General features: G+C 71.4%; 24 protein-coding genes and 1 pseudogene. 19 read left to right on the top strand and 6 right to left on the bottom strand.

Annotation, left to right across the window (positions count from 1 at the left end; genetic code table 11):
• The first annotated feature begins 226 nt into the window (after positions 1-226).
• Positions 227-1576 carry a D-alanyl-D-alanine carboxypeptidase family protein gene (locus V6V89_RS27370; RefSeq protein WP_334622309.1) on the top strand — a complete coding sequence of 450 codons (1350 nt, stop codon included), beginning with the start codon at positions 227-229 and terminating at the stop codon, positions 1574-1576.
• Here the strand turns inward: V6V89_RS27370 and V6V89_RS27365 are convergent.
• Positions 1566-2372 (bottom strand): ABC transporter permease, encoded by an 807-nt coding sequence (locus V6V89_RS27365; RefSeq protein ID WP_334622308.1) that lies wholly within the window; start codon positions 2370-2372, stop codon positions 1566-1568. The genes V6V89_RS27370 and V6V89_RS27365 overlap by 11 nt on opposite strands.
• Entirely contained in the window at positions 2369-3331 is a 963-nt protein-coding gene (locus V6V89_RS27360; protein ID WP_334622307.1) for an ATP-binding cassette domain-containing protein, read from the bottom strand. The genes V6V89_RS27365 and V6V89_RS27360 overlap by 4 nt, the downstream gene beginning before the upstream one ends.
• 135 nt (positions 3332-3466) lie before the next feature.
• On the opposite strand from V6V89_RS27360, the gene V6V89_RS27355 reads away from it, so the two are divergent.
• The gene (locus V6V89_RS27355) at positions 3467-4492 is read left to right on the top strand and encodes an aspartate-semialdehyde dehydrogenase (protein WP_334622306.1); all 1026 of its coding nucleotides are present in this window, start codon (positions 3467-3469) and stop codon (positions 4490-4492) included.
• Positions 4493-4534: 42 nt separating this feature from the next.
• Here the strand turns inward: V6V89_RS27355 and V6V89_RS27350 are convergent, their stop codons facing one another.
• Entirely contained in the window at positions 4535-4972 is a 438-nt protein-coding gene (locus tag V6V89_RS27350) for an Lrp/AsnC family transcriptional regulator (RefSeq protein WP_334622313.1), read from the bottom strand.
• Between the two features lie 110 nt (positions 4973-5082).
• Between V6V89_RS27350 and V6V89_RS27345 the strand changes: the two genes are divergently transcribed.
• From V6V89_RS27345 to V6V89_RS27275, 15 genes and pseudogenes are all read left to right on the top strand, one after another.
• On the top strand, positions 5083-5904 hold the full coding sequence (locus V6V89_RS27345) for a tryptophan 2,3-dioxygenase (RefSeq protein WP_442935225.1): 822 nt from the start codon (positions 5083-5085) through the stop codon (positions 5902-5904).
• Positions 5904-7121: a kynureninase gene (gene kynU, locus V6V89_RS27340; protein ID WP_334622304.1), complete on the top strand. Its 1218-nt coding sequence runs from the start codon at positions 5904-5906 to the stop codon at positions 7119-7121. Before V6V89_RS27345 ends, kynU begins: the two co-directional genes overlap by 1 nt.
• Positions 7118-8415: pseudogene (locus V6V89_RS27335) on the top strand (FAD-dependent oxidoreductase); the annotation flags it as partial. The gene kynU and the pseudogene V6V89_RS27335, both read left to right, overlap by 4 nt.
• Positions 8404-9843, top strand: a complete 1440-nt coding sequence (locus V6V89_RS27330) for a 2-hydroxymuconic semialdehyde dehydrogenase (protein ID WP_334622302.1) — start codon at positions 8404-8406, stop codon at positions 9841-9843. The pseudogene V6V89_RS27335 and the gene V6V89_RS27330, both read left to right, overlap by 12 nt.
• A complete protein-coding gene (locus V6V89_RS27325; RefSeq protein WP_334622301.1) occupies positions 9840-10238 on the top strand; it encodes a RidA family protein in 399 nt (132 codons plus the stop codon). The genes V6V89_RS27330 and V6V89_RS27325 overlap by 4 nt, the downstream gene beginning before the upstream one ends.
• Positions 10239-10347: 109 nt before the next feature.
• Positions 10348-10872, top strand: coding sequence for a 3-hydroxyanthranilate 3,4-dioxygenase (locus tag V6V89_RS27320; RefSeq protein ID WP_334622298.1), 525 nt, complete (start codon positions 10348-10350; stop codon positions 10870-10872).
• A 3-nt stretch (positions 10873-10875) separates the two neighbouring features.
• Complete coding sequence (locus tag V6V89_RS27315; protein ID WP_334622297.1) at positions 10876-11892, top strand: amidohydrolase family protein; 1017 nt, start codon at positions 10876-10878, stop codon at positions 11890-11892.
• A gap of 80 nt (positions 11893-11972) precedes the next feature.
• Positions 11973-12194, top strand: coding sequence for a hypothetical protein (locus tag V6V89_RS27310; RefSeq protein WP_334622296.1), 222 nt, complete (start codon positions 11973-11975; stop codon positions 12192-12194).
• Between the two features lie 107 nt (positions 12195-12301).
• Positions 12302-13153: a fumarylacetoacetate hydrolase family protein gene (locus tag V6V89_RS27305; RefSeq protein ID WP_334622295.1), complete on the top strand. Its 852-nt coding sequence runs from the start codon at positions 12302-12304 to the stop codon at positions 13151-13153.
• Positions 13154-13269: 116 nt separating this feature from the next.
• Positions 13270-14034 (top strand): SDR family NAD(P)-dependent oxidoreductase, encoded by a 765-nt coding sequence (locus V6V89_RS27300; RefSeq protein ID WP_334622294.1) that lies wholly within the window; start codon positions 13270-13272, stop codon positions 14032-14034.
• 19 nt (positions 14035-14053) lie between these two features.
• Positions 14054-14365, top strand: coding sequence for an L-rhamnose mutarotase (locus V6V89_RS27295; protein ID WP_334622292.1), 312 nt, complete (start codon positions 14054-14056; stop codon positions 14363-14365).
• Positions 14362-15345, top strand: a complete 984-nt coding sequence (locus V6V89_RS27290; RefSeq protein ID WP_334622291.1) for an aldo/keto reductase — start codon at positions 14362-14364, stop codon at positions 15343-15345. Before V6V89_RS27295 ends, V6V89_RS27290 begins: the two co-directional genes overlap by 4 nt.
• The gene (locus V6V89_RS27285; protein WP_334622290.1) at positions 15342-16184 is read left to right on the top strand and encodes an amidohydrolase family protein; all 843 of its coding nucleotides are present in this window, start codon (positions 15342-15344) and stop codon (positions 16182-16184) included. The genes V6V89_RS27290 and V6V89_RS27285 overlap by 4 nt, the downstream gene beginning before the upstream one ends.
• Before the next feature lie 65 nt (positions 16185-16249).
• Complete coding sequence (locus V6V89_RS27280) at positions 16250-16921, top strand: FadR/GntR family transcriptional regulator (RefSeq protein WP_334622288.1); 672 nt, start codon at positions 16250-16252, stop codon at positions 16919-16921.
• 50 nt (positions 16922-16971) lie between these two features.
• Positions 16972-17967 carry an aldo/keto reductase gene (locus tag V6V89_RS27275; RefSeq protein WP_334622287.1) on the top strand — a complete coding sequence of 332 codons (996 nt, stop codon included), beginning with the start codon at positions 16972-16974 and terminating at the stop codon, positions 17965-17967.
• Between the two features lie 72 nt (positions 17968-18039).
• Here V6V89_RS27275 and V6V89_RS27270 read toward each other — a convergent pair whose 3' ends face one another.
• Entirely contained in the window at positions 18040-19536 is a 1497-nt protein-coding gene (locus V6V89_RS27270) for a PQQ-dependent sugar dehydrogenase (RefSeq protein WP_334622286.1), read from the bottom strand.
• A gap of 166 nt (positions 19537-19702) precedes the next feature.
• Between V6V89_RS27270 and V6V89_RS27265 the strand changes: the two genes are divergently transcribed.
• Positions 19703-20962 carry a cellulose-binding domain-containing protein gene (locus V6V89_RS27265; protein WP_334622284.1) on the top strand — a complete coding sequence of 420 codons (1260 nt, stop codon included), beginning with the start codon at positions 19703-19705 and terminating at the stop codon, positions 20960-20962.
• Here V6V89_RS27265 and larC read toward each other — a convergent pair.
• Both larC and larB read right to left on the bottom strand, forming a co-directional pair.
• On the bottom strand, positions 20940-22145 hold the full coding sequence (gene larC / locus V6V89_RS27260; RefSeq protein ID WP_334622282.1) for a nickel pincer cofactor biosynthesis protein LarC: 1206 nt from the start codon (positions 22143-22145) through the stop codon (positions 20940-20942). The genes V6V89_RS27265 and larC overlap by 23 nt on opposite strands.
• Positions 22142-22837 carry a nickel pincer cofactor biosynthesis protein LarB gene (larB, locus tag V6V89_RS27255; protein ID WP_334622280.1) on the bottom strand — a complete coding sequence of 232 codons (696 nt, stop codon included), beginning with the start codon at positions 22835-22837 and terminating at the stop codon, positions 22142-22144. Before larB ends, larC begins: the two co-directional genes overlap by 4 nt.
• Between larB and larE the strand changes: the two genes are divergently transcribed.
• Complete coding sequence (gene larE / locus V6V89_RS27250) at positions 22836-23666, top strand: ATP-dependent sacrificial sulfur transferase LarE (protein ID WP_334622278.1); 831 nt, start codon at positions 22836-22838, stop codon at positions 23664-23666. The two genes, larB and larE, sit on opposite strands and share 2 nt — an antisense overlap.
• The last annotated feature ends 112 nt before the right edge of the window (positions 23667-23778 follow it).

The raw sequence follows: 23778 nt of genomic DNA, 5'->3' as shown, positions 1-23778 counted from the left end.
CCCGAAGTCCCGGCTCCGCCGGGACGCTGCCGCACACGTGGCTGGGCCGAGTTTCGTCTCAGGTCAACCGCACGTGGTTTGATCTCCGTTACGCGTGCGGTTGACCTTGATCGACGGAAACCTCCTCGATCGGCGTCGTCTGGCCCCCGGCTCTCAGCGCGGGTGCGCATTGATGAATGGCACTCCCGGTCGCCATCGCCGGGCAGTGCGGATTAGGGTGACCAGGATGTTCGTTCGGGGTCTGGCCGCGTCCATGGCGAGCGCGGCGTTGATGGCGATCGCGGTGCCGCTCCCGGCCGGCGCGGCGCTCGCGCCACCCGCCGAGCGGGCATCGCGGGCCGGCGCCCGAGCCGCGCCGCCGCCCTTCGTGGCCTGCCCGACCGTCAAGCCCGATCCGCCGGTGAAGCGGCCGGCCAAGCCGGTGGCGCCGGAGCTGGCCGACTACCAGCGCGTCGTGGGCGGCGAGGGGCTGGCCACCGCGGGCCTCACGATCCCGCGGGGCGCACCGGCCCCGCCCAAGCTGACCGCGACGTCGTGGCTGGTCGCCGACATGGGCAGCGGCGAGGTGCTCGGCGGCTGCGGACCGCACGAGTACGGTACGCCGGCCAGTGTGCAGAAGCTCCTGCTCGCCGCGACCGTCATGTCCAAATTGGACCCCAAGCAGGTGATCCAGGTGAGCCGCGCCGACCTGGATTTCGAGGCGGGCAGCTCGGCGGTCGGGCTGCTGCTCGGCGGGAAGTACTCGATCGAGACGCTCTGGCTCGGGCTGCTGCTGAACTCCGGCAACGACGCGGCCAACGTGCTGGCTCGTCTCGGCGGAGGGCAGGGCGGCGTGCCGGCGACCATCGAGGCGATGAACGCCGAGGCGCGGCGGCTCGGGGCGTTGCAGACGCACGCGGTGACCCCATCAGGGCTGGATGGCCAGGGGCAGTTCACCAGCGCGTACGACCTCGCGCTGATCGCCCGGGTGTGCTTCGCGAACGAGAACTTCCGCAGGTATGTGGCCGCGAAGCAGGCACAGATCCCGGCCCAGCCACCGAAGGACCCGCGCGGCTTCCAGATCCAGAACGAGAACCAGCTGCTGTCGCGGTACCAGGGCGCGCTGGGCGGCAAGACCGGGTTTACCACGCTGGCGCGGCACACCTTCGTCGGCGCGGCCGAGCGCAACGGCCGGCGCCTCGTGGTGACGCTGCTGGGCGCCGAGGCGCGGCCGCAGCGCACCTGGCAGCAGGCGGCAGCGCTGCTGGACTGGGGATACGCGCTGCCCGCCGACGCCTCCGTCGGCCGGCTGGTGAACCCCGACGAGGTGCCGCCCACGCCCACCCCGCCCGCCGCGGCGGCGAGACAGCAGCCGGGGGCGGGCGAGGATTCGGCCGCCGGGCCGTTGACCCGGTCGTCGTACGCCCCCGCGATCGGCATCATGATCGCGGCGGCGGCCATGCTCGTGACGATGATCGTGGCGGCCCGTTGGCGGCGTGCAAACAACCGCGCCCGCCGTACGGCGTTGGAGGCCCGCCGGGCCGCCGCGGCCCGCAGCCGGGGCGGGCGCGGCGGCTGGGACGGCTCTAGCGGCTGACGGCCTTCTTGTAGCGGTCGACCGCCAGCGGGACGAAGACGATCAGCAGGGCGGCGATCCACAGCAGCGAGGTCAGCACCGCGTGCCGCAGCGGCCAGGCGTCGGGTGGCGGCACCGCCGGGTTGGTGTTGCCGAACAGCTCGCGAGCGGCCTGGGTGACCGCCGAGACCGGGTTCCACTCGGCGAAGACCTTCAGCGGGCCGGGCAGGTTGGCGGTGCCGACGAAGGTGTTGGCGATGAACGTCAGCGGGAACACGAAGATGAAGCTGGCGTTGTTGAACACCTCGGGGCTGCGCACCGACAGGCCGACGACCGCCATCACCCACGAGAACGCGTACGCGAACAGCAGCAGCAGACCGAACCCGGCCAGCGCCTCGAGCGGTGAGGAGTGGATGCGCCAGCCCACGATCAGGCCGGTTATCGACATGACGATGATGACCAGCACGTTGTTGACCAGGTCGCTGGTGGTGCGGCCGACCAGTACCGCAGAGCGGGCCATCGGCAGCGACCGGAACCGGTCGACGATGCCCTTCTGGATGTCGTCGGCCAGGCCGCTGCCCGTGATCGTGGCACCGAAGAGCACGGTCTGGGTGAAGATGCCGGCCATCAGGAACTCGCGGTAGGAGACTCCGGGCACGTCGATCGCGCTGCCGAAGACGTACGCGAACAGCAGGATGAACATGATCGGCGACGCGGTAGAGAAGACCAGCAGGTCCGGTACCCGCTTGATTTTGATCAGATTGCGCCGCGCGACGACCATGCCGTCGCGGAGGGGCTTGAGTGTCGCGGTGGTCATCGCGCCGCCGCCTCCTCTTCCTCGGTCGCGTGGCCGGTCAGGGTGAGGAACACGTCGTCGAGGCTCGGTCGGCGCAGGCCGACGTCGAGCACCTTGACCGCCTCGGCGTCGAGCCGCCGCAGGCTCTCCATCAGGGCGGAGGCGCCGCCGCTGACCGGCACGGTCAGCTGGCGCGTCTGCTCGTCGACGGTGATGTCACCGGAGGCGAGCGGCGCGAGCGCCTCGCGCGCGCTCGCCAGGTCGGACGGCGTGCTGACGGTCAGCTCCAGGCGCTCGCCGCCGACCTGGCTCTTGAGCTCGTCGGCCGTGCCGAGCGCGATCACCTTGCCGTGGTCGATCACCGCGATCGTGTCGGCCAGGCGGTCGGCCTCCTCCAGGTACTGCGTGGTGAGCAGCAGCGTGCTGCCGGCCGCCACCAGCTCGGCGATGATCTCCCACATGCCGATGCGGCTGCGCGGGTCGAGCCCGGTGGTGGGCTCGTCGAGGAACAGCACCCGCGGCTTGGCGACCAGCGCGCCGGCGAGGTCGAGGCGGCGCCGCATGCCGCCGGAGTAGCCCTTGACGGGCCGGTCGGCGGCGTCGACCAGGTCGAACCGCTCCAGCAGCTCGCGGGCCCGGGCCCGGCTGTCGCGCGTGCTCAGGCCGTAGAGCCGCCCCACCATGTCGAGGTTCTCGAAGCCGGTCAGGTACTCGTCGACCGCGGCGTACTGCCCGGACAGGCCGATGACCTCCCGCAGCTTGCGCGCGTCGGCGACGACGTCGAGGCCGGCGACGCGGGCCCGGCCGCTGTCGGCGCGCAACAGCGTGGTGAAGACGCGGACCGCCGTGGTCTTGCCGGCGCCGTTGGGCCCGAGCAGGCCCATCACCGATCCTTCTGGCACCGCCAGGTCAAGGCCGTCGAGTGCCACTACCGATCCGTACCGTTTGACGAGGCCCTCTGCCTCGATAGCGGGCTCCATGCCGCTCCTCCCCGTCGCAGACCCGCACATCCTGCACCGGCCCACCGACAAATTCCGCCCCTATATCTGCGACCAGGCCCACAAGCTGAGATATCGGCCCTGGTCCCGGCCGCGTCGGCCGGTAACGTGGCGGCCATGCAGATCGGCATTGTCGGAGCAACTGGCCAGGTCGGCGGCGTGATGCGCCGGGTGCTGGCAGAGCGGCAGTTCCCCGTCGAACGGTTGCGGCTCTTCGCGTCGAGTCGTTCGGCCGGGCGCACGCTCTCCTGGTGGGACACCGAGATCACGGTGGAAGACGCGGCCACGGCCGACTACAGCGGTCTGGACATCGCGCTGTTCTCGGCCGGTAAGGGTACGTCGAAGGAGCTGGCCCCCAAGGTCGCGGAGGCCGGCGCGGTCGTGATCGACAACTCCTCGGCCTGGCGGATGGATCCCGACGTGCCGCTCGTGGTCTCCGAGGTCAACCCGGAGGCGGCGACCCAGCGCCCGAAGGGCATCATCGCGAACCCGAACTGCACGACCATGGCCGCGATGCCGGTGCTGCGCCCGCTGCACGCAGAGGCAGGGCTGGTCAGCATGGTCGTGTCGACCTACCAGGCGGTGTCCGGCAGCGGCCTGAACGGCGTCGCCGAGCTCGACGAGCAGGTCAAGAAGGTCGTCGACCGGGCCGCAGAGCTGGCCTTCGACGGGTCAGCGGTGCCGATGCCAGAGCCGCGGCAGTATGCGCGGCCGATCGCGTTCAACGTGCTGCCGCTCGCCGGGTCGATCGTCGAGGACGGATCCGACGAGACCGACGAGGAGCAGAAGCTCCGCAACGAGAGCCGCAAGATCCTCGGTATCCCCGGCCTCAAGGTCGCCGGCACCTGCGTGCGGGTGCCCGTGTTCACCGGCCACTCGCTGCAGGTCAACGCCCGGTTCGCCCGGCCGCTGAGCCCGGCGCGGGCCCGCGAGCTGCTCGCCGGCGCGCCCGGCGTGGTGCTTAGCGACGTGCCGACCCCGCTGCAGGCCGCCGGCCAGGACCCGACGTACGTGGGCCGCATCCGCGCCGACGAGACAGTCGAGCACGGGGTGTCGTTCTTCTGCTCCAGCGACAACCTGCGCAAGGGCGCGGCGCTCAACGCCGTACAGATCGCTGAACTCGTGGCGGCGGAGCGCGCGTAGCGTGACGGCGGCCGGGGCTTCGCTCCGGCCGCCGCTCTTGTCCTATGGCGCCGGGTCGACAGGACGCCAGGTCAGCGGGCTGGAGAGCACCATCGTGCTCGACGGCTGGCCGTACGGCGCGAGCCGGTCGATGATCTTCTCGAAATCTTCCATCGCGCCGGTCGCGACCTTGAGGACGCAGCAGGCGTCGCCGGTCACGCGGTGGATCTCCAGTACCTCCGGCCACCCGGCCACCTCGGGGTCGCGCAGCACGCACCGGACGCCGTAGCAGGACATCCGGATGATGGCGACCACGTGCCGCCCGGCCTTGGTCAGGTCGACGTGCGCGTGGTACCCCGTGACGACGCCCGCCTCCTCCAGCCGCCGCACCCGCTCCGCCACCGCCGGGGGCGAGAGGTGCACGCGGCGCGACAGCTCGCTGTACGACAGCCGGGCGTCCGCTTGGAGCTCCCGCAACAGCGCCCAGTCCATGTCATCCACGGCGACCTTCAGTTCGTTAAGTGATCTCACCGACCCGCTTGTCGATCCCTCGGTCACCAGGCTAAACGACCGTTGAACCGGCATTCCAGCATGCGGCGAACGGCGAGAGGATGGGAAGGGTGACAGGACCCATCCTGGACTTCGATGACCGGGTTCCGTACGACACCTACGTGCACGCCAGTACGCTGCACACGCTCCAGCAGCCGCTGACCAAGGACCCGGGCGAGATGTCGTTCCTGGTGGTCAGCCAGGTGATGGAGCTGTACTTCGGGCTGACCCGCTTCGAGCTGCGCGAGGCGCAGAGGCTGCTGCGCGACGACGACATGTGGGGCGCGGTGGCGCCGCTGCGGCGCACCGCACTCGACCTGGAGGCGCTCAACGCGGCCTGGCGCGGCCTGCGGTGGATGACGCCGGCCGACTTCAACCGCTTCCGCAGCGCGCTGGGCGAGGCGTCCGGCTTCCAGTCCGCGATGTACCGGCACCTGGAGTTCCTGCTGGGGCTCAAGAGCGAGTCGGTGATCCGCCCGTTCCGCCGGCACGCCGACCTCCATCAGGAGCTGGCCGACGCGTTGCACGCCCCGAGCGTCTGGGACGACGTGATCGCGCTGCTCGCCCGGCGCGGCTTCGAGATACCGCAGGACGCTCTGACCGCCGACCGGACGCGCGAGCACGAGCCGCACCCCGCCGTCGAGGCAGCCTGGGTGGAGATCTATCGCGACGACCGCCCCGAGAACGCACTGCGGGTGCTCGGAGAGGTGCTCACCGATGTCGCGGAGCAATTCGGCGACTGGCGGTACAAGCACCTCGTGGCGGTGCAGCGGACAATGGGCGCGAAACCGGGCTCGGGCGGCTCGGCGGGCACCACCTGGCTGACGCGGAGCATGGCCCGGGTCGTGTTTCCCGAGCTGTGGTCGGCGCGGACGGCGATGTGATGCTGGCGGAGCAGGATGCGCGGCGCCGGGACCGGGAGGATCCCGGCCACCGGGATCTGTTCCACATCCCGCCGGCCGAGGGCGGCCGCTATCCCGAGGCCGCGTACCTGGCCGGCAACTCGCTGGGACTGCAACCGAAGGCGACCCGCGCGGACGTCCTGGCGGAGCTGGACGCGTGGGCCACCCGCGGCGTCGCCGGTCACCTCGACGGCGAGCACCCCTGGCTGCCGTACCACGAGGAGCTGCGCGAGCCCGCCGCCCGGCTGGTCGGCGCGCTGCCCACCGAGACCGTGGTGATGAACTCCCTCACCGTCAACCTGCACCTGTTGATGGTGTCGTTCTATCGCCCGCGCGGCGACCGTACCCGCATCGTCGTGGAGGAGGGGCTCTTCCCGTCGGACAGCTACGCGGTCCGCAGCCAGGCGCGCTTCCACGGCCTCGACCCCGACCAGACCGTCATCCAGACCGTCGACGTCCGCGAGACCCTTGCAGCGTACGGGGACCGGACCGCGCTCGTGCTGCTCGGCGGCGTCGACTACCGAACCGGCGAGCTGCGCGACATCCCCGGCATCACCGCGCTGGGACAGGAGGTCGGCGCCGTCGTCGGCTGGGACCTCGCGCACGCCACCGGCAACGTGCCGCTGCGGTTGCACGACTGGGGCGTCGACTTCGCCGCCTGGTGCTCGTACAAGTACCTCAACAGCGGACCGGGCGCGGTGGCCGGGGCGTTCGTGCACGAGCGACACGCGTCCAGCCCAGCCGGGCTGCCGCGCTTCGAGGGCTGGTGGAGCACCGATCCCGTGACGCGCTTCCGGATGGAGCCGGTCGCGCGCCCGCCGGCCACCGCCGACGCGTGGCAGGTGTCGAACCCGCCGATCCTGGCGATGGCGCCCGTGCGCACGTCACTGTCCATCTTCGACAAGGTCGGCATGGTCGCGCTGCGCGAGCGCAGCTTGCGGCTCACCGGGTACCTGATGGACCTGCTCGACCCGCGGCTGGTGGTCACGCCGCGGGAGCCGGGCCGGCGTGGGTGCCAGGTCTCGCTGCGCGTGCCCGACGCGGCCGGCCTCACCAAGGCGCTGCGGTACGGCCACGGTGTGGTCGCCGACGAGCGCGAGCCCGACATCGTGCGGCTCGCGCCGGTACCGCTCTACTCGACGTACCACGACTGCTGGCGCGTCGCCGAGGCTGTCGCCGCGGAGGTGGGCAGGGCATGAGCGACGTGGCCGTGATCGGTGCCGGTTTGTCCGGCAGCCTGCTGGCGTGCTTCCTGGCCCGGCGCGGCCACGCCGTCACGGTCTACGAGCGGCGTCCCGACCCGCGCACCGCCCGGGCCGAACGCGGCCGCTCCATCAACCTCGCGCTCAGCGAACGCGGGCTCGACGCGCTGCGCCGCCTCGGGCTCGACGACCAGGTGATGGCGGGCGCGCTGCCGATGCGCGGCCGGATGGTGCATCCAGTGCGCGGCGCACCCGACTTCCAGCCGTACAGTGTGGACGGTACGCGCGCGATCAACTCGATCAGCCGGGCCGCGCTCAACGGCGCGCTCGTCGACGCCGCGGCCTCCGCACCGGACGTGCGGCTGGTCTTCGAACACCGGCTCGTCGGGCTCGACCCGCTCGTTTTCGAGACGCCCCAGGGCAAGGTCGAGGCCAGCGCCGAGGTCGTCCTCGGCGCGGACGGCGCCGGCAGTGCGGTGCGCGGCCAGCTGCTCGGAGATGGGGTACTGGACGAGTCGCTCGACTTTCTCGACTACGGGTACAAGGAGCTTTCGATCCCGCCCCTCGGCGGGGATTTCGCCCTGCCGCCCGACGCGCTGCACATCTGGCCGCGCGGCAACGCCATGATGATCGCCCTGCCCAACCCGGACCGGTCGTTCACCTGCACCCTCTTCTGGCCCAACGGCGGCACCGAGAGCTTCGCATCGCTCTCCAGCCCGGCGGCCATCGAGCGGCACTTCCGCCGGCACTACCCGGACGTGCTGCCGCTCATGCCCACCCTCGTCGACGACTACCAGCACAACCCGGTCGGCCGGCTCGGCACCGTCCGCTGCGCACCGTGGGTGGTGGACGGTCGGGTCGGGCTCATCGGCGACGCGGCGCACGCGATCGTGCCGTTCTACGGGCAGGGCGCCAACTGCGCGTTCGAAGACTGCGTCGCGCTCGACCGGTGCCTTTCCGAGACCGGTGACGACTGGGCGGCGGCGCTGCCGCTCTTCGAGAGCCGCCGCCGCGCCAACGTCGACGCGATCGCGCAGATGGCGCTGGACAACTTCGTGGAGATGCGCGACAAGGTGGCCTCGCCGGTGTTCCGGTTCGGGAAGAGCGTCGAGCACGCGTTGGAGCGGGTGCTGCCCGGCCGATACGTGTCCCGGTACGAGCTGGTGTCGTTCACGACCACGCCGTACGCGGAGGTGCGGCGGCGGGTGCGGCGGCAGCATCAGGTGGTTGGAGCGGCGACACTGCTGGTGGCGGTCGCCGGATTCGCGGGGTGGCGGGCATGGCGCTGAGGCACTTCGTCGGCGGGGCCTTCGTGGCCTCGGAGAAGACGTTCCCCAAGTACAGCCCGGTGACCGGTGAGCTGGTCACCGACGTGTGTGAGGCCGATCGGTCCACCGTGGACGCCGCCGTTACGGCCGCCCGGGCCGCGCTGCGGGGCGAGTGGGGCCGCACCAGCGAGCGTGACCGCGCGGCGGTGCTCCGCCGGATCGCCGACGAGCTGGAGCGCCGCTTCGACGACCTGGTGGCCGCCGAGGTGGCTGACACCGGCAAGCCCGTCCGCCAGGCACGTACCCTCGACATCCCCCGCGGAGCGGCCAACTTCCGGGCCTTCGCGGACATCATCGCCGCGGCGCCCATCGAGGCGTTCGCCGCGCCGGGGATGCTCAACTACGCGGTGCGCAAGCCCGTGGGCGTCGTGGCTGTCGTCGTACCGTGGAATCTGCCCCTGCTGCTGCTGACCTGGAAGGTCGCGCCGGCGCTGGCGTGCGGCAACGCCGTGGTGGTCAAGCCGTCGGAGGAGACCCCGTCGTCCGCTTCCGTACTGGCCGAGGCGGTGGCCGCGGCCGGCGTGCCGCCCGGCGTCTTCAACGTGGTGCACGGGTTCGGCCCGGACTCGGCGGGGGAGTATCTGACCCAGCACTCAGGCGTCGACGCCGTCACGTTCACCGGCGAGTCGGCGACAGGCGCGGCTATCATGCGGGCCGCCGCGGACGGCGTGAAGGCGGTCTCGTTCGAGCTCGGTGGCAAGAACGCCGGCCTGGTGTTCGCGGACGCCGACCTCGACGCGGCGGTCGACGGGTCGGCACGCTCCTCGTTCACCAACGGTGGGCAGGTGTGCCTGTGCACCGAGCGGCTGTACGTGCAGCGGCCGGTGTTCGACGAGTTCGTGGAGCGGCTGGCCGCCCGCGCCGCCGCGCTCCCGCACGGTTGGCCGCACGACGACGCCACCGCCACCATGCCCATGATCTCGCGGGACCACCGCGCGAAGGTGCTCGGGTACTACGACCTCGCCCGCGCCGAGGGCGCCACGCTGGTGACCGGTGGCGGCGTGCCGTCGTTCGGAGACGCCCGGGACGGCGGCGCGTACGTCGAGCCCACCGTCCTCACCGGACTGTCCAACGAGGACCGATTCAACCGCGAGGAGGTCTTCGGGCCGGTGTGCCATGTGGCGCCGTTCGACGACGAGGACGAGGCGTACGCGCTCGCCAACGACAGCGTCTACGGGCTCGCGGCCACGGTGTGGACCCGCGACGTCGGGCGCGCGCATCGCGCCGGTGCCCGCCTCGACGCCGGGCTGGTGTGGGTCAACACCTGGTTCCTGCGCGACCTGCGCACCCCGTTCGGCGGGATGAAGGCCTCCGGCGTGGGCCGCGAGGGTGGCCGGCACTCACTGGACTTCTACTCCGAGGTGACCAACGTGTGTGTGGAGCTCTCATGATCGTGAGTGGCATGGCGCGGCCGCGCGGTCGCTTCCCGCACGTGAAGGTCGCGGGCGGTTTCGCGTTCGTCTCCGGTACGTCGAGCCGCCGCCTCGACGGCTCGATCGCGGGCGCCGGCGTGGACAAGATGGGAACGACCACACTGGACATCCGCGAGCAGACCAGGGCGGTCATCGAGAACGTCCGCGACATCCTGCGGGCGGTGGGCGCCGATCTCACCGACCTGACCCAGGTGACCACGTATCTGGTGAACATGAACGACTTCGGCGGCTACAACGAGGTGTACGGCGAGTTCTTCGACGAGGCCGGCCCGGCGCGCACCACGGTCGCCGTGCACCAGCTGCCACACCCGCACCTGCTGATCGAGATGCAGGCGGTCGCACTTCTACCGTAGGAGGCTTGACCATGACCGAACTAGTTGGCGCTCACTCCGCTTTGTGGCGGCTGCGGGCGGCGCGCCCTCACAGCTCCCTCGACTCCGGGCTGGCTGCGGGAGGCGGCTCATGACCAGCGTCGCGCAGCCGGTGAACTTCCCGGACTGGCTGGCCGAGAACCAGCACCTGCTCAAGCCGCCCGTGGGCAACAAGCAGCTCTTCCCGACCGGCGCCGATTTCATCGTGATGGTGGTCGGCGGGCCCAACCAGCGCACCGACTTCCACGTCGACCCGTACGAGGAGTTCTTCTACCAGATCAAGGGCAATATGCACCTCAACGTCATGACACCCGACGGCCCGGACACGGTGCATATCCGCGAGGGTCAGATGTGGGTGCTTCCGGGCAACATGCCGCACTCGCCGCAGCGCCCCGAGGTCGGCTCGGTCGGGCTGGTCGTCGAGCGGGTGCGCGAGGAGGGCACGCTGGAGAAGTTCCAGTGGTACTGCCCCGAGTGCGGCAACCTGGTGCACGAGGTCGAGCTACAGGTGCGCGACATCGTCACCGACCTGCCGCCGGTGTTCGGGGCGTTCTACGCCGACGAGCGGGCCCGCACCTGCGAAAAGTGCGGCACATTGCATCCAGGCAAGGGCTGACCGTTGGGCCGAGTCGTAGACGTGCACACGCACGTCGTGCCCAAGGGCTGGCCGGACCTCGCCGTCGAGTGCGGCGGCGAGGGTTGGCCCTGGTTGCGCGTCGGCTCCGAGCGCGACGCCATGATCATGATCGGCTCGACGGAGTTCCGGCCGATCGGCGTGGCCTGCTGGGACGCGCCGACGCGGCTCGGCGACATGGACGCCGACGGCGTCGACGTGCAGGTCGTCTCCCCGACGCCGGTGTTCTTCTCGTACGAGCGCCCCGCCGCCCAGGCGGTCAAGGTGGCGCGGATCTTCAACGACCTGACCCTGGAGTGCGCGGCGGCCGGCGAGGGCCGCCTCGTACCGTTCTGCCAGGTGCCCCTGCAGGATCCCGACGCCGCGTGCGCCGAGCTCGACAGGTGCCTCGCCGCCGGCCACGCGGGCGTCGAGATCGGCAACCACGTCGGCGACCGTGACCTCGACGACCCGGGCATCGTGGCATTCCTGCGGCATTGCGCCGAGGTGGGCGCGCCGGTCTTCGTGCACCCGTGGGACATGCCCGGTGGCCGGCGCCTCGACCGGTGGATGTCGCGCTGGCTGGCCGGCATGCCCGCCGAGACGCACCTGTCGCTGCTCGCGATGGTGCTCGGCGGCGTCTTCGACGAGGTGTCGCCCGCGCTGCGGATCTGCTTCGCGCACGGCGGGGGCAGCTTCCCGTACTGGCTGGGGCGCGCCGACAACGCCTGGCACCGCCGCGGTGACGTGGTACGGGGCCGGTCGGCGCACCCGCCCAGCCACTACGTCGACCGCTTCTACGTCGACACCGTGGTATTCGACCCGGCCGCCCTGCGCCTGCTGGTGACGGTGCTGGGCGAAGACCGGGTGCTGCTCGGCAGCGACTACCCGTACCCCTTGGGCGAACGCCCGGCCGGCGAGGTCGTCCGCAAGGCCGACTTCCTCACCTCGGAGCAACGCTCCGCGTTGCTAGGCGGAAATGCCGAGCATTTCCTCGGCCGCGCCGCGCGGCCCGCTGCCTGATCTGCGTCGATACGGACAAACGCACGCCCAGCTTCCCTGGGGCGGTTACATACTACGTCCTGTAGTATTATTCTGTCGGGGTGCTGAGTGATCGGGAGCGGCTGCAGGGCGATCTCACGTACCGCGCGCACCTCATCGTGGGAGAGGAGCGTGCGAGGCTCGCTCGCCGCCGCCCCGACCTCGGCGAAGCCGACCTGGACGAGGTCGACGCCATGCTGTGGCGAATCGCGGAGGCCCTAGTCCTGTGCGGGCACGGCTGGGCGACCGTCGACGCCGTCGCCGCCGCACGGCTCTGGGACTGACCGGAGGCGGGCGGTCACCACGGTCGCGACGACCAGTGCGTCGGACACGCCGGATCATCTCGTGCGGGTGTTGTCAGTAACGGTCCGTGCTGGTAGACATCCGATGTATGAAGTTGTTGAGGGTCGGTCCATCCGGCGCCGAGCGCCCCGCCGCACTGGACGACGAGGGCCGGCTGCGTGACCTGACCGGTGTCGTGCCGGACGTCGATGGAGCCTTCCTCGCAGGGGCCGGGCCCGAGCGCGTCGCCGCCGCGCTGTCCGGTGGCGATCTACCGGTGCTCGACGCCGACGGGCTGCGGATCGGTGCGCCCCTGCGGCCGGGCAAGATCGTGTGCATCGGGCTGAACTACCGCGACCACGCCGCCGAGAGCAACCTGCCGGTGCCGGCCGAGCCGGTCGTGTTCATGAAGGCCCCCGACACAGTCATCGGACCATACGACCAGGTGCTCGTGCCGCGCGGCAGCACGAAGACCGACTGGGAGGTAGAGCTCGCCGTCGTCATCGGCCGCACCGCCCGGTACCTGGAGTCGGAGGCGGACGCGCTCGCCTGCGTCGGCGGGTACGCGGTGTCACACGACGTCTCCGAGCGCGAGTTCCAGCTCGAACGCGGCGGGCAGTGGGACAAGGGCAAGTCCTGCGAGACGTTCAACCCGCTGGGCCCGTGGCTGGTCACCGCCGACGAGGTGCCCGACCCGCAGGCGCTCGGGCTGCGGCTGTGGGTCAACGGCGAGGCGCGGCAGAACGGGAGCGCCAAAGACATGATCTTCGGGGTGGCCGAAATCGTCCGGTACCTGAGCCAGTTCATGGTGCTCTACCCCGGCGACCTCATCAACACCGGCACACCGGCGGGCGTGGCGCTCGGCCAGCCCGAGCCCAAGCCCTACCTGCGCGCCGGCGACGTCGTCGAACTGGAGGTCGATGGGCTGGGTCGGCAGCGCCAGGAGATCGGGGCGGCGTGAGCGAGGGAGTTGGCGCGGTGGCGCCTGGACTGAGCGACGCGCCGACGAAGTCGCCCGCGGCGCGAGGGAAGGCGTCGCCTTCAGCGCCGCACGACCGAGCGAACCAGGAAAACAGCATGAGCGAATCATCAGGGGCTGACTTCGCGGGCCTCAAGGCCCTCGTCACCGGTGGGGCTTCGGGCATCGGCCTGGCCACCGCCGTGCTCCTTGCCGAGCGCGGTGCCCGGGTCGCGTGCCTCGACCTCAAACCCGAAGGGCTGCCGGAGCCGCTGGTCGGCTTCGCCACCGACGTCTCGGACGATTCCTCGGTACGCGCCGGAGTCGCCGCCGCCGTGGAGGTGCTCGGTGGCCTCGACGTCCTCGTCAACAACGCCGGAATCGGCGCGGTTGGCACAGTGGAGTCCAATCCGGACGACGAGTGGCATCGGGTCTTCGACGTCAACGTCGTCGGTCTCGTCCGGGTCAGCCGTGCCGCCCTGCCGCACCTGCGGGCGTCCGAGCACGCCGCGATCGTCAACACCTGCTCGATCGCTGCCACCGCTGGGCTCCCGCAGCGCGCGCTGTACAGCGCCACCAAGGGCGCTGTGCAGTCGCTGTCGCTGGCGATGGCCGCCGACCACGTCCGTGAGGGCGTCCGGGTATGCTGCGTCAATCCGGGCACAGTGGACACTCCCTGGGTGCGCCGGCTGCTGGCGGCCGCACCCGACCCGGCCGCCGAACTGGCCGCTCTGGAGGCCCGCCAGCCCACCGGCCGGCTCGTGAGCGCCGCCGAGGTGGCGGCCGCCATCGCCTACCTCGCCAGCCCGCAGGCCGGCGCAACCACGGGCACCGTGCTCGCCGTCGACGGCGGCATGCAGGGCCTGCGGATGCGCCAGCCCTGACCCTTCCGGGAGGACCGCAATGGAGCGGATCGCGCTGCACACCCGGCTCAAGCCGGGCAAGGAAGGCGAATACGAACGGGTGCACGCCACGATCCCGGAGGACCTGGATGCCGCGCTGCGCACGGCCGGCGTGCACACATGGCGGATCTGGCGCTCCGGGCGTGACCTCTTCCACCTGGTGGAGGTCGACGACTACCGGGCGATGCGGGCCGCGCTGCGCGACCACCCGGCCAACGTGCCGTGGCAAGCCCGGATGGCGGAACTGCTGGAGGTCGAGGACGACTACTCCGGCGGCGACTCCGGTGTGCCGCTGGTGTGGGAGCTGCCATGAAGCTCCCCTTCGGCCGGTGGGGCCTGGGCTGCGCACAGCTGGGCAACCTCTTCACGGCCATCGAGGACGACGTCGCGGCGGCCACCGTGGCGGCAGCGTGGGACACCGGGGTGCGCTACTTCGACACCGCGCCGCACTACGGCTTGGGCCTGTCCGAGCGCCGGCTCGGCGCCGCGCTGCGGGCGCGCCCCCGCCACGAGTACACGGTCAGTACCAAGGTGGGCCGGCTTCTGGTGCCCACTCCGGACAGCGGCGGGGCGCGTGACAGCGAAGGGTTCGACGTGCCCGCCACCCACCAGAGGGTGTGGGATTTCAGCGCCGACGGCGTGCGGCGGTCGCTGTCTGACAGCCTGCGCCGGCTGAGCCTGGACCGGATCGACCTCGCCCTCATCCACGATCCAGAGGGCCACCAGGAGACCGCGCTGCGCTGCGCCTACCCGGTGCTACATGACCTGCGCAGGCAGGGCGTCGTGCGGGCGATCGGCGTGGGCTCGAAGCGCGTGGACGTGCTGCACCGGTTTGCCACGCAGACCGATGTCGACGCCGTGATGGTGGCCGGCCGGTACACGCTGCTGGAGCAGCCCGCGCTCGACGCGCTGCTGCCGGAGTGCTGGCGCAAGGGGATCGCGGTCATCAACGTGGGCGTGTTCAACAGCGGACTGCTGGCCGTGGACCGGCCGCACGACGGGCTGCACTACGAGTACGGCACAGCACCGTCCACTGTGATGAAGAAGGCGCGGGCGATCGCGGAGGTCTGCGCCAGGCACGGCACGTCGTTGCCAGCCGCCGCGCTGGCGTTCGCCGCCGCGCATCCCGCGGTGGCCACGGTCGTGGTCGGCGTGCAGAGCCCCGACCAGGTCGAGCGCAACGCCGCGCTGTTCGCCGCGCCGTCGCCGCCGGCCGACCTGTGGGCAGAGCTGGTCACCGCCGGCCTGTTACGTGCCGACGCACCGCTTCCACAGCCTTCGGGGGCCAGATGATCGTCGACGCGCACCACCACCTCTGGCGCGTCAGGCAGGGTTACACCTGGTTGGACGCGCCCGAACTGGCCCCGATCCGGCGCACCTTCACACCGGCGGACCTCCAGTCCGTGCTCGCCGAGTCCGGTGTGGAGCGAACAGTGCTGGTCGAGGGTGGACGGTGTGACACCGCCGAGGCGGCACTGCTGCTGGAGTACGCGAAACAGACGCCGCAGATCGCGGGCGTGGTCGCGTGGGCCGACCCGGCGGACCCGGCGCTGGCCGACACGCTCGCCGCCTACCGGGCCCTGCCCGGCGGTGAGCTGCTGGCCGGCGTCCGGCCGCAGATCCAGGGCGAGGCCGATCCCGACTACCTGGACCGGCCGGACGTGCGCCGCGGCCTGCGCACCGTCGCCGGCACCGGCCTGGCGTTCGATCTGGTGATCCGCGCCGACCAGCTGCCCGCGGCGGCGCGGGCCGCGCGTGACGTGCCGGAGCTGCGGTTCGTACTGGACCACCTGGCGAAGCCGCCGATTCGAGCCGGCGAGCACACCGCGTGGGCCGAGGCGCTGGCCGCGCTCGCCGCCGCGCCGAACGCGACCGCCAAGCTGTCCGGCCTCGTCACCGAGGCCGACTGGCGAAAATGGACGGTCGCGGACCTGCGTCCGTACGTGGCGACCGCTGTCGAGGTCTTCGGCCCGGAGCGGCTGATGTACGGCTCAGACTGGCCCGTGTGCCTACTGGCCGCCTCGTACGCACGGGTGAAGAATGCGCTCGTCGAGGCGCTGCCGGCGCTGTCGCCGCGCGAGCAGATGGCGGTGTTCGGCGGCACCGCCACCCGGACCTACCGGCTGCCGTAGGAGGAGTGAGCGAGGGAGTTGTCGCCTTTGGGTGCCGCACGACCGAGCGAACCAGGAGGTAGAGCATGGCGGTCACCGACGAGGCGATCGAGAAGATCAAGGGCATGATCGTGGCCGGTGACCTGCGGCCCGGCGACCGCCTGCCACGCGAGGCCGACCTCGCGGAGCGGCTCGGCCTGTCCCGCAACTCCCTGCGGGAGGCCGTGAGGGCGCTGTCGCTGATCCGGGTGCTCGACGTGCGGCAGGGCGACGGCACGTACGTCACGAGCCTCGCGCCCGGGCTGCTGCTGGACGCGTTGAGCTTCGTCGTCGACTTTCACCGCGACGACACCGTGCTGGAGTTCTTCGAGGTACGCCGCATCCTGGAACCGGCCGCGAGCGCGCTCGCGGCGCGGCGGATGACCGACGCGGACATCGCGTCCCTCCGCGCCATCCATGCCGCCCTCGGTGACGCCCCCACTATCGACGAACTGGTCTCCAACGACCTGGAGTTCCACCGGCGGATCGCGGCCGGCGCCGGGAACGGCGTGCTGTGCTCGCTCATCGACAGCCTGTCCGGCCCGACCACGCGGGCCCGGATCTGGCGCGGCCTCACCCAGGAAGGCGCCGTCGACAAGACCCGCGAGCAGCACGGTGCGATCATCGACGCGATCGCGGCGCGCGAGCCGGAGCTCGCTCGGTCGTGGGCCACGGTGCACGTCGCGGGCGTCGAGGATTGGTTGCGTCGAGCGCTTTGAGTGCCATTCCTCTTGACTTCGAGTGCGCTCTAATTCCTAGCGTCTCGGGCATGAGGACAGTAGCGCTGGGACGCACCGGCGAGCAGGTCAGCCAGCTCGCCCTCGGGTGCATGCTGATGGGAACGCTGACGGACGAGGCGTCGTCGTTCGAGATGCTCGACCGGTATCTCGACGCCGGGGGCTCGTTCCTCGACACCGCCAACTGCTATGCGTGGTGGCCGCCGGGTGGCCGGGGCGGCGAGAGCGAAGAGCTGCTCGGCCGGTGGTTCGCGCGCACCGGGCGGCGCGACGAGGTGTTCCTGGCCACCAAGGGGAGCGCGTGGATCTCCGATGCGGACGCCCTGCGCGGCAAGCTGCGGGAGGAGATCGCTACCCGGTATGAGGGCGCGGGCGGCGAAACCCTCCGCCGGGCCATCGATGACAGCCTGCGCCGGCTCGGCACCGACCACGTCGATCTGTACTACGTGCACGTCGACGACCGTTCCACGCCGCTGGAGGAGACGCTGTCGGCGCTCGCGGACATCGTGGCGGCCGGCAAGGCCAGGTACATCGGCTGGTCCAACGTGCGCACCTGGCGGCTGGAACGCATCCGCCAGCTGTGCGCCCAGAACGGCTGGCCCGCACCGGTCGCTCTCCAGCAGCAGCACACCTACCTGCGACCTCGCGCCGGGCTGAGCCGTGCCTCCATTGTGGACGATGAGCAGATCGACTACCTGCTGGCCCACGACGACCTGACGCTGGTGGCGTATTCGCCGCTGCTCAAGGGCGTCTACGACTCCGCGGAGAAGCGACGCGGGCACGGCATCATGGAGCCGTACGCGGGGCCGGACGCCGAAGCGCGGATCGCGGTGCTCACGGAGGTGGCTGCCGAGGTCGGCGTCACGCCGAACCAGCTCGTGCTCGCGTGGCTGCTGCACCAGACGGCACCGGCGATGGTGCCGCTGATCGGGCCGCGCACGCTGGAACAGTACGCGGCCGCGGTGCCGGCGCTGGACGTGAAGCTCACGGACGACCAGCTGGCGCGCCTGGACGCCGCCGGCGCCTGACGGAGATCACGCAACGGGGACCAGTGCGGCACCGACCTGGGATGGGCGGGCGTGGCCCGCCCATCCCAGGCCCTATGCGCAGGGGGAGCCGTTCAGGGTGAACGCTGTCGGGGCGGGTTGGGGGCCGCCGGGGCTGCCGAGGAAGCCGAACGTCACCGACGCCCCTGGTGCGACGGACCCGTTCCAGCTCGCGTTGCGGGCGGCCACTGTCGTGCCCGTCTGGGTCACCTGCGTGTTCCAGGAGCTGCTCACCCGCTGCGGGCCAGGGAACGTCCAGCCCACCGTCCAGCCGTCGACGGGCGTGCTGCCGGTGTTGGTGAGCGTGACGTTGGCGCGGAAACCCGTGCCCCACACCTGCGTCTGGTAGCTCACCGTGCAGGCGACGGGAGGGACCTTGCGCTCGAACGAGATCCGGTGCAGCTGGCCGGGCAGGTCGTTGATCAGGTACAGCTCGCCGTCGGCCGCCACGCCCAGGCTGGTCGGCTGGACGATGTCGGGTTGGGCGAGCACCGCTGACTCGTGACCGCCGTCGGCGGTCGGGCGGATGCCCCAGATGGTGGCCGAGCAGTAGTCGGTGACGACATATGTGCCGTCGGCCAGGTCGGCGTGCCGGCTGCCGCGGTAGACGTGGCCGCCGATGACCGCGCACCCCTCGAACGACGTGCGGTACGTGAAGACCGGGTCGACGTAGGTGGCGCCGGCGACGCAGCGGTCGGCGTTGAAGACGACCTCGCCCTCGCGGCAGGACCAGCCGAGGTTGGCGCCGGCCGCGCCGGCGGCGAGGTGGTTGACCTCTTCCCAGGTGCCCTGGCCGACGTCGGCGATCCACAGCGAACCGCCGGCCGGGTCGAAGGAGAACTTCCACGGGTTGCGCAGGCCGTACGTCCAGATCTCCGGACGGGCGCCGGCCTGGCCGACGAACGGGTTGTCGTCGGGTACGCAGTACGCGGCGGTGCCGCAGGTGCGGCTGACGTCGAGGCGCACGATCTTGCCGAGCAGGGTGCCCAGGTTCTGGCCGGTGGCCAGCACGTCGTCGGCCGCGCCGCCGTCGCCGAGGCTCCAGTAGAGGTATCCGTCCGGCCCGAACGCGACGTTGCCCCCGTTGTGGTTGGAGAACTCGGCGTGCGCCTGGGTCAGGATGACCTGCTCGCTGCCTGGGTCGCCGAGCTGGACCCTGGACAGGGTCAGCGTGCCGTCGGGCAGCGCGGTGTATGCCAGGTACACGGTGCCGGTCGTGCCGAAGTCGGGCGCGGCGGCGATGCCGAGCAGCCCGCGCTCGTTGCCGGAGACGTCCACCCGGTCGCTGATGTCGAGCAGCGGGGCGGCCTCGAGGCCGGTGTCGGGGTGGAACGCGCGGATCCTGCCCGGCTTCTCGGTGATCAGGAGGCGCCCGTCGGGCACGCCGATGAGGGAGGTGGGGCGCTGGAGCCCGAACGCCACCTGGGTCGTGGTGACAGCGAGCTGATCGAGCGGCACCGCGGCCGCCGCGCGTGCGGGCGGGGCAGCGCCGACGCCGACCAGGGCGAGAACACCGATCGCCAGCAGACTTGTCCATCGACGCCTTGACATATTCGCTCCCATCGTTGACGGGATGTTAACTGCCCCGCCGTGGGAGCGCTACCACCCATCCGGTCCACCGGGTGTTGCAACCGGCCGGACATTGATTGAGTATGAAGTCACATTCATCGATCGAGCGGTCACCGGGCGGGGTCGCGACACGAACGTAAGGAGCATGATGAGAGCCAGAAGGCGCGCCGCCCTCGTGGCCGCCGGTGTCACCGCCGTCGCGGTGACCGCGGGCTTGGCCACCACCGTCGTTGCGCAGGCGGCAGCGGCCGGCTGCCGGGTCACCTACTCGGTGCCGTCGCAGTGGAGTGGCGGGTTCACCGGCAATGTCGCCATCACCAACCTCGGTGACCCGCTGACCTCGTGGCGGCTGACGTGGACGTTCCCGTCCGGGCAGACGGTCACGCAGGCGTGGAACTCGACCGTCACGCAGAGTGGCAGTCAGGTGACGGCCAACAACGTGAGCTGGAACGGGTCGATCGCCACGAACGGCAACGTGTCGTTCGGATTCAACGGCCAGTTCAGCGCCACCAACACCGCGCCGACCACGTTCGCGCTCAACGGCACGACGTGCACCGGCGCGGTGACGCCGACCACCGGCGGCCCTGGGCCCACCACGCCGCCGCCGTCGAGCCCACCGCCACCCACCACACCGCCGCCGTCGAGCCCACCGCCGCCGACCAGCGGCTGGAATCCGCCGAGCAACCTCGTGGCGCCGCTGAACGCGGTGTGGCAGCACCAGGAGCAGACCTACAACAACGGCAACCTGTACGGATTCCGCAACTACGGCTGGGACCAGCTCTTCGCCAACCGCGGATACATCAACTACTGCGTGCGCTGGGACTCCTCCGCTTCAGTGACCGCCGCACAGCGCGACCAGATCCACGCCGCGCTCGCCCGGCAGTACAAGAAGTGGATGGACGTCATGGTCGGCCACAACGGCTTCCCCTACACCGACGTTCCGGTGAAGGTCGTCGGCTGGGCCGTGCGGGACCGCGCGCAGCTACAGTGGAGCGACACCTCCGTCGACATCTACGTCAACAACATCCGGGAGAACGCTCCACAGTGCTCTGAGCCGTGTGGACGCTTCTTCAACCAGGGCGGCACCTACCCCAACTGCCCGGGCGGCGCGGCGCGCCACTACGACCACTCGCTGTGGCTGACCGACGGCTTCGGCGGCGGTCACGGGGGCGACTGGGGCCAACGGATGGGCCGCGAGTACTTCATGAACAACCTCAACGCGGCGAACATGACCATCTTCCTGCACGAGTTGGGGCACACATACGGCTTGGACGACTTCTATGACTGGGACCCCACACCTGGGCAGGGGTTCATCATGAAGGCGGGCAGCGCCAGCCAGATCACGACATTCGACATGTGGATGTTCCGTGACTGGTGGCGGCACCTCAAGAGCCGCTACGGGTACTGAGATCCCGGGCTAGCGAGAGCACCTCGGCGACCGGCAGCCCGGCCGAGCGGGCGGCGGCGAGAGCGTCGTCGTACTCCGGCTGGGCGGTCACCACCCGGTCGCCGAGGTGGCCACGCTTGACCCGTATGGTCGCCCCGGCGACGGTCACCTCGACGGTGTCGCGGCGCAACGCGCGCCGCGACACCGTCTGCACGCGCAGGCCCAGCGTGGTCGTCTGCGCGAAGACCACGCCGCACGCCAGGTCGAGCCGGTCGGCGTCGACCAGCACGGTCAGCACCTGGCCGGGGCGGCCCTTGCGCATCAGGGCCGGCACGCACCAGGCGTCCGCGGCGCCCACCGCGCGCAGCTCCTCCAATATGTCCGGCCACAGGCGAGGGTCGAGGTCGTCCACTGTGGCCTCGAGCTGGTACAGCTCCGATGTGGACCAGTCGGGTGTGGACGACGCGGTGCCGACCAGTACGCGTACGACGTTGGCGTGACCGGGCGGGTCGGCGGTACCCGCGCCCACACCCACCGCGCGGGGCGTCATCGCGGGCGGTGGGCCCCATCCGGTCGCGAGCGCCGCCAGCAGGGCCGCCCCGGTGGGCGTGCACAGCTCCATCGTGGCCGGATGCGCGGCCAGCGGAGCCCCTGCGCGCGCCAGCAGCTCGGCGACCGCGGGGGCGGGTACCGGCAGCCGGCCGTGCGCCGCCCGCACCGTGCCGGAGCCGACCGCCACCGGTGAGACCACCCGCACGGGCGCGTCGAGCAGGCCGAGGTCGTCCAGCGCCAAGGCGCAGCCCACCACGTCGGCTATCGCGTCCAGCGCGCCGACCTCGTGGAAGTGCACCTCGTCCACTGTGGTGCCGTGGACGTGCGCCTCCGCCTCGGCCAGCCATCGGAACGTGGCCGAGGCATGTCCGCGTACCGGATCTGGCAGGGGGGAGATGAGCGTGAGGATGTCGCGGAGGCCGCGGTGCTCGTGGCTGTGAGGAGCGTCGACCGTGACGTGCGTGGCGCGGAAGCCGTGCCGGCGGACCTCGGCGGCGTCGACTTCGACGCCGACGTCCAGGCGGGTCAGCCCGGCGCGCACCGACTCCAACGACGCGCCCGCGTCGAGGAGCGCGGCGAGCAGCATGTCGCCCGCGGCGCCGTTGCTCGCGTCCACCCAGAGCGCGCCGTTCGTGCCAGCCGGCTCGGTCATGCTGTGGCTCGCGCGATGCGGGCGGCTGCCACCCCCGCGCCGAAGCCGTTGTCCACATTGACCGTCACGACGCCGGGCGCGCAGCTGTTGAGCGTGGCCAGCCACGCGGTGAGGCCCTCCATGTGCCAGCCGTAACCGACGCTGGTGGGCACGGCGATGAGTGGCGCGCCGATCAGTCCACCCAGGACGGACGGCAGCGCGGCCTCCATGCCCGCGACCGCGACCACCACGTCGGCGGTGTCGATGCGGTCGCGCTGGGCGAGCAGCCGGTGCAGGCCGGCGACGCCGACGTCGACGATCACGTCGGGGTCCGAGCCGAACACCCGCACCGTCGCCGCGCACTCGCGGATGACCGGCAGGTCGGCGGTGCCCGCACCCACCACCGCGACGCGACCGCGGGGTGATGCGGGCACCCCAAGCATGGCGACTCGGGCGACCTCATCGATGTCGGCGTCGGGCAGCTCGGTGCGGCACGCGGCGATTGCCTCGTCGGAGAGCCGGGTCGCGAGCACAGCACCGTCGGGGTGCGCGTGGTGCAATGCGCGGAGCGCCGCGACGATCTGCCCCGGTGTCTTGCCGGTGCCGAAGACCACCTCGGGGTCGCCCGTGCGCGCCGCCCGCTGCAGGTCGAGCTTGGCGAACCCGAGATCCGCGATCTCCGGCGCGCCGCCGTTTGGGTACCGTTCAGTCATGCTGCCCCCCGACCGCCTCGTTCACGAACTCGCAGGATACGGCCGCACCCTGGTGGCGTTCTCGGGCGGCGTCGACTCCAGCGTGGTCCTGGCGGCGGCGGTGCGCGCGTTGGGTGCGGCGGACGTGGCGGCGGTCACGGCGGTGTCGCCGTCGCTGCCCGCCTCGGAGCACTCCCTGACGGCGGAGTTTTGCGCCGACTTGGGCGTTAAACACCATATGGTGGAGACTCGCGAGCTCGACGTCGACGGCTACCGCGAGAACGGCCCCACGCGCTGCTACTTCTGCAAGAGCACCCTGCTCGACACCGCACGGCAGGTCGCCGCCGCACACGGCTACGCCGCGATCACCACCGGCACCAACGCGTCCGACGTCGCCGCTGGCTTCCGGCCCGGCATCCGGGCCGCCGCCGAGCGCGGCGCCCGCACGCCCCTCGCCGACCTGGGCCTGGACAAGGAGGCGGTGCGGGCCATCGCGCGCGGCTGGGGGCTGTCGACCGCGGACAAGCCGGCCGCTGCGTGCCTGTCCAGCCGCATCGCGTACGGCGTGACGATCACACCGCAGCGTCTGGCCCGGGTGGAGCGGGCCGAGGCCGCCGCGCGGCGGTTGCTCGCCGCCCACCACGTGCACAACGTCCGCGTACGGGATCTCGGGGAATCGGTGCGGCTCGAGGTGGACGACCACGCCGTCGTGCCCGCGCGGGACGACGCGTCATTGCGCGAGGCGATCCGATCGGCGGGCTTCGGTGCGGTCGACGTGACGATCGAGCCATTCCGTTCGGGTTCCATGAACGCGCTCCTGGAGAACCCCGAGTCCTGGCGCCACGCGTAGCGCGCCGGCCCGCGCCCGGCGGCGCGCCCTCTTTCCGTCGATCAAGGGCAAGCGCACGTGCTTTGATCTCGGATCCGCGTGCGTTCGCCCCCGATCGACGCGGATCTCCTTG

The sequence above is a fragment of the Micromonospora sp. CPCC 206061 genome, from assembly GCF_036906915.1.
Taxonomy (GTDB): Bacteria; Actinomycetota; Actinomycetes; order Mycobacteriales; family Micromonosporaceae; genus Phytohabitans.
The sequence above is the reverse complement of the archived record's forward strand: the minus strand, read 5'-3'. Positions and strand labels throughout refer to the sequence as shown.

Coding starts and splice junctions, on each gene's coding strand:
- V6V89_RS27370 (WP_334622309.1), top strand. CDS start 227: ATGTTCGTTCGGGGTCTGGCCGCGTCCATGGCGAGCGCGGCGTTGATG.
- V6V89_RS27365 (WP_334622308.1), bottom strand. CDS start 2,372: ATGACCACCGCGACACTCAAGCCCCTCCGCGACGGCATGGTCGTCGCG.
- V6V89_RS27360 (WP_334622307.1), bottom strand. CDS start 3,331: ATGGAGCCCGCTATCGAGGCAGAGGGCCTCGTCAAACGGTACGGATCG.
- V6V89_RS27355 (WP_334622306.1), top strand. CDS start 3,467: ATGCAGATCGGCATTGTCGGAGCAACTGGCCAGGTCGGCGGCGTGATG.
- V6V89_RS27345 (WP_442935225.1), top strand. CDS start 5,083: ATGGGAAGGGTGACAGGACCCATCCTGGACTTCGATGACCGGGTTCCG.
- kynU (WP_334622304.1), top strand. CDS start 5,904: ATGCTGGCGGAGCAGGATGCGCGGCGCCGGGACCGGGAGGATCCCGGC.
- V6V89_RS27330 (WP_334622302.1), top strand. CDS start 8,404: ATGGCGCTGAGGCACTTCGTCGGCGGGGCCTTCGTGGCCTCGGAGAAG.
- V6V89_RS27325 (WP_334622301.1), top strand. CDS start 9,840: ATGATCGTGAGTGGCATGGCGCGGCCGCGCGGTCGCTTCCCGCACGTG.
- V6V89_RS27320 (WP_334622298.1), top strand. CDS start 10,348: ATGACCAGCGTCGCGCAGCCGGTGAACTTCCCGGACTGGCTGGCCGAG.
- V6V89_RS27305 (WP_334622295.1), top strand. CDS start 12,302: ATGAAGTTGTTGAGGGTCGGTCCATCCGGCGCCGAGCGCCCCGCCGCA.
- V6V89_RS27300 (WP_334622294.1), top strand. CDS start 13,270: ATGAGCGAATCATCAGGGGCTGACTTCGCGGGCCTCAAGGCCCTCGTC.
- V6V89_RS27295 (WP_334622292.1), top strand. CDS start 14,054: ATGGAGCGGATCGCGCTGCACACCCGGCTCAAGCCGGGCAAGGAAGGC.
- V6V89_RS27290 (WP_334622291.1), top strand. CDS start 14,362: ATGAAGCTCCCCTTCGGCCGGTGGGGCCTGGGCTGCGCACAGCTGGGC.
- V6V89_RS27285 (WP_334622290.1), top strand. CDS start 15,342: ATGATCGTCGACGCGCACCACCACCTCTGGCGCGTCAGGCAGGGTTAC.
- V6V89_RS27280 (WP_334622288.1), top strand. CDS start 16,250: ATGGCGGTCACCGACGAGGCGATCGAGAAGATCAAGGGCATGATCGTG.
- V6V89_RS27275 (WP_334622287.1), top strand. CDS start 16,972: ATGAGGACAGTAGCGCTGGGACGCACCGGCGAGCAGGTCAGCCAGCTC.
- V6V89_RS27270 (WP_334622286.1), bottom strand. CDS start 19,536: ATGTCAAGGCGTCGATGGACAAGTCTGCTGGCGATCGGTGTTCTCGCC.
- V6V89_RS27265 (WP_334622284.1), top strand. CDS start 19,703: ATGAGAGCCAGAAGGCGCGCCGCCCTCGTGGCCGCCGGTGTCACCGCC.
- larC (WP_334622282.1), bottom strand. CDS start 22,145: ATGACCGAGCCGGCTGGCACGAACGGCGCGCTCTGGGTGGACGCGAGC.
- larE (WP_334622278.1), top strand. CDS start 22,836: ATGCTGCCCCCCGACCGCCTCGTTCACGAACTCGCAGGATACGGCCGC.
- larB (WP_334622280.1), bottom strand. CDS start 22,837: ATGACTGAACGGTACCCAAACGGCGGCGCGCCGGAGATCGCGGATCTC.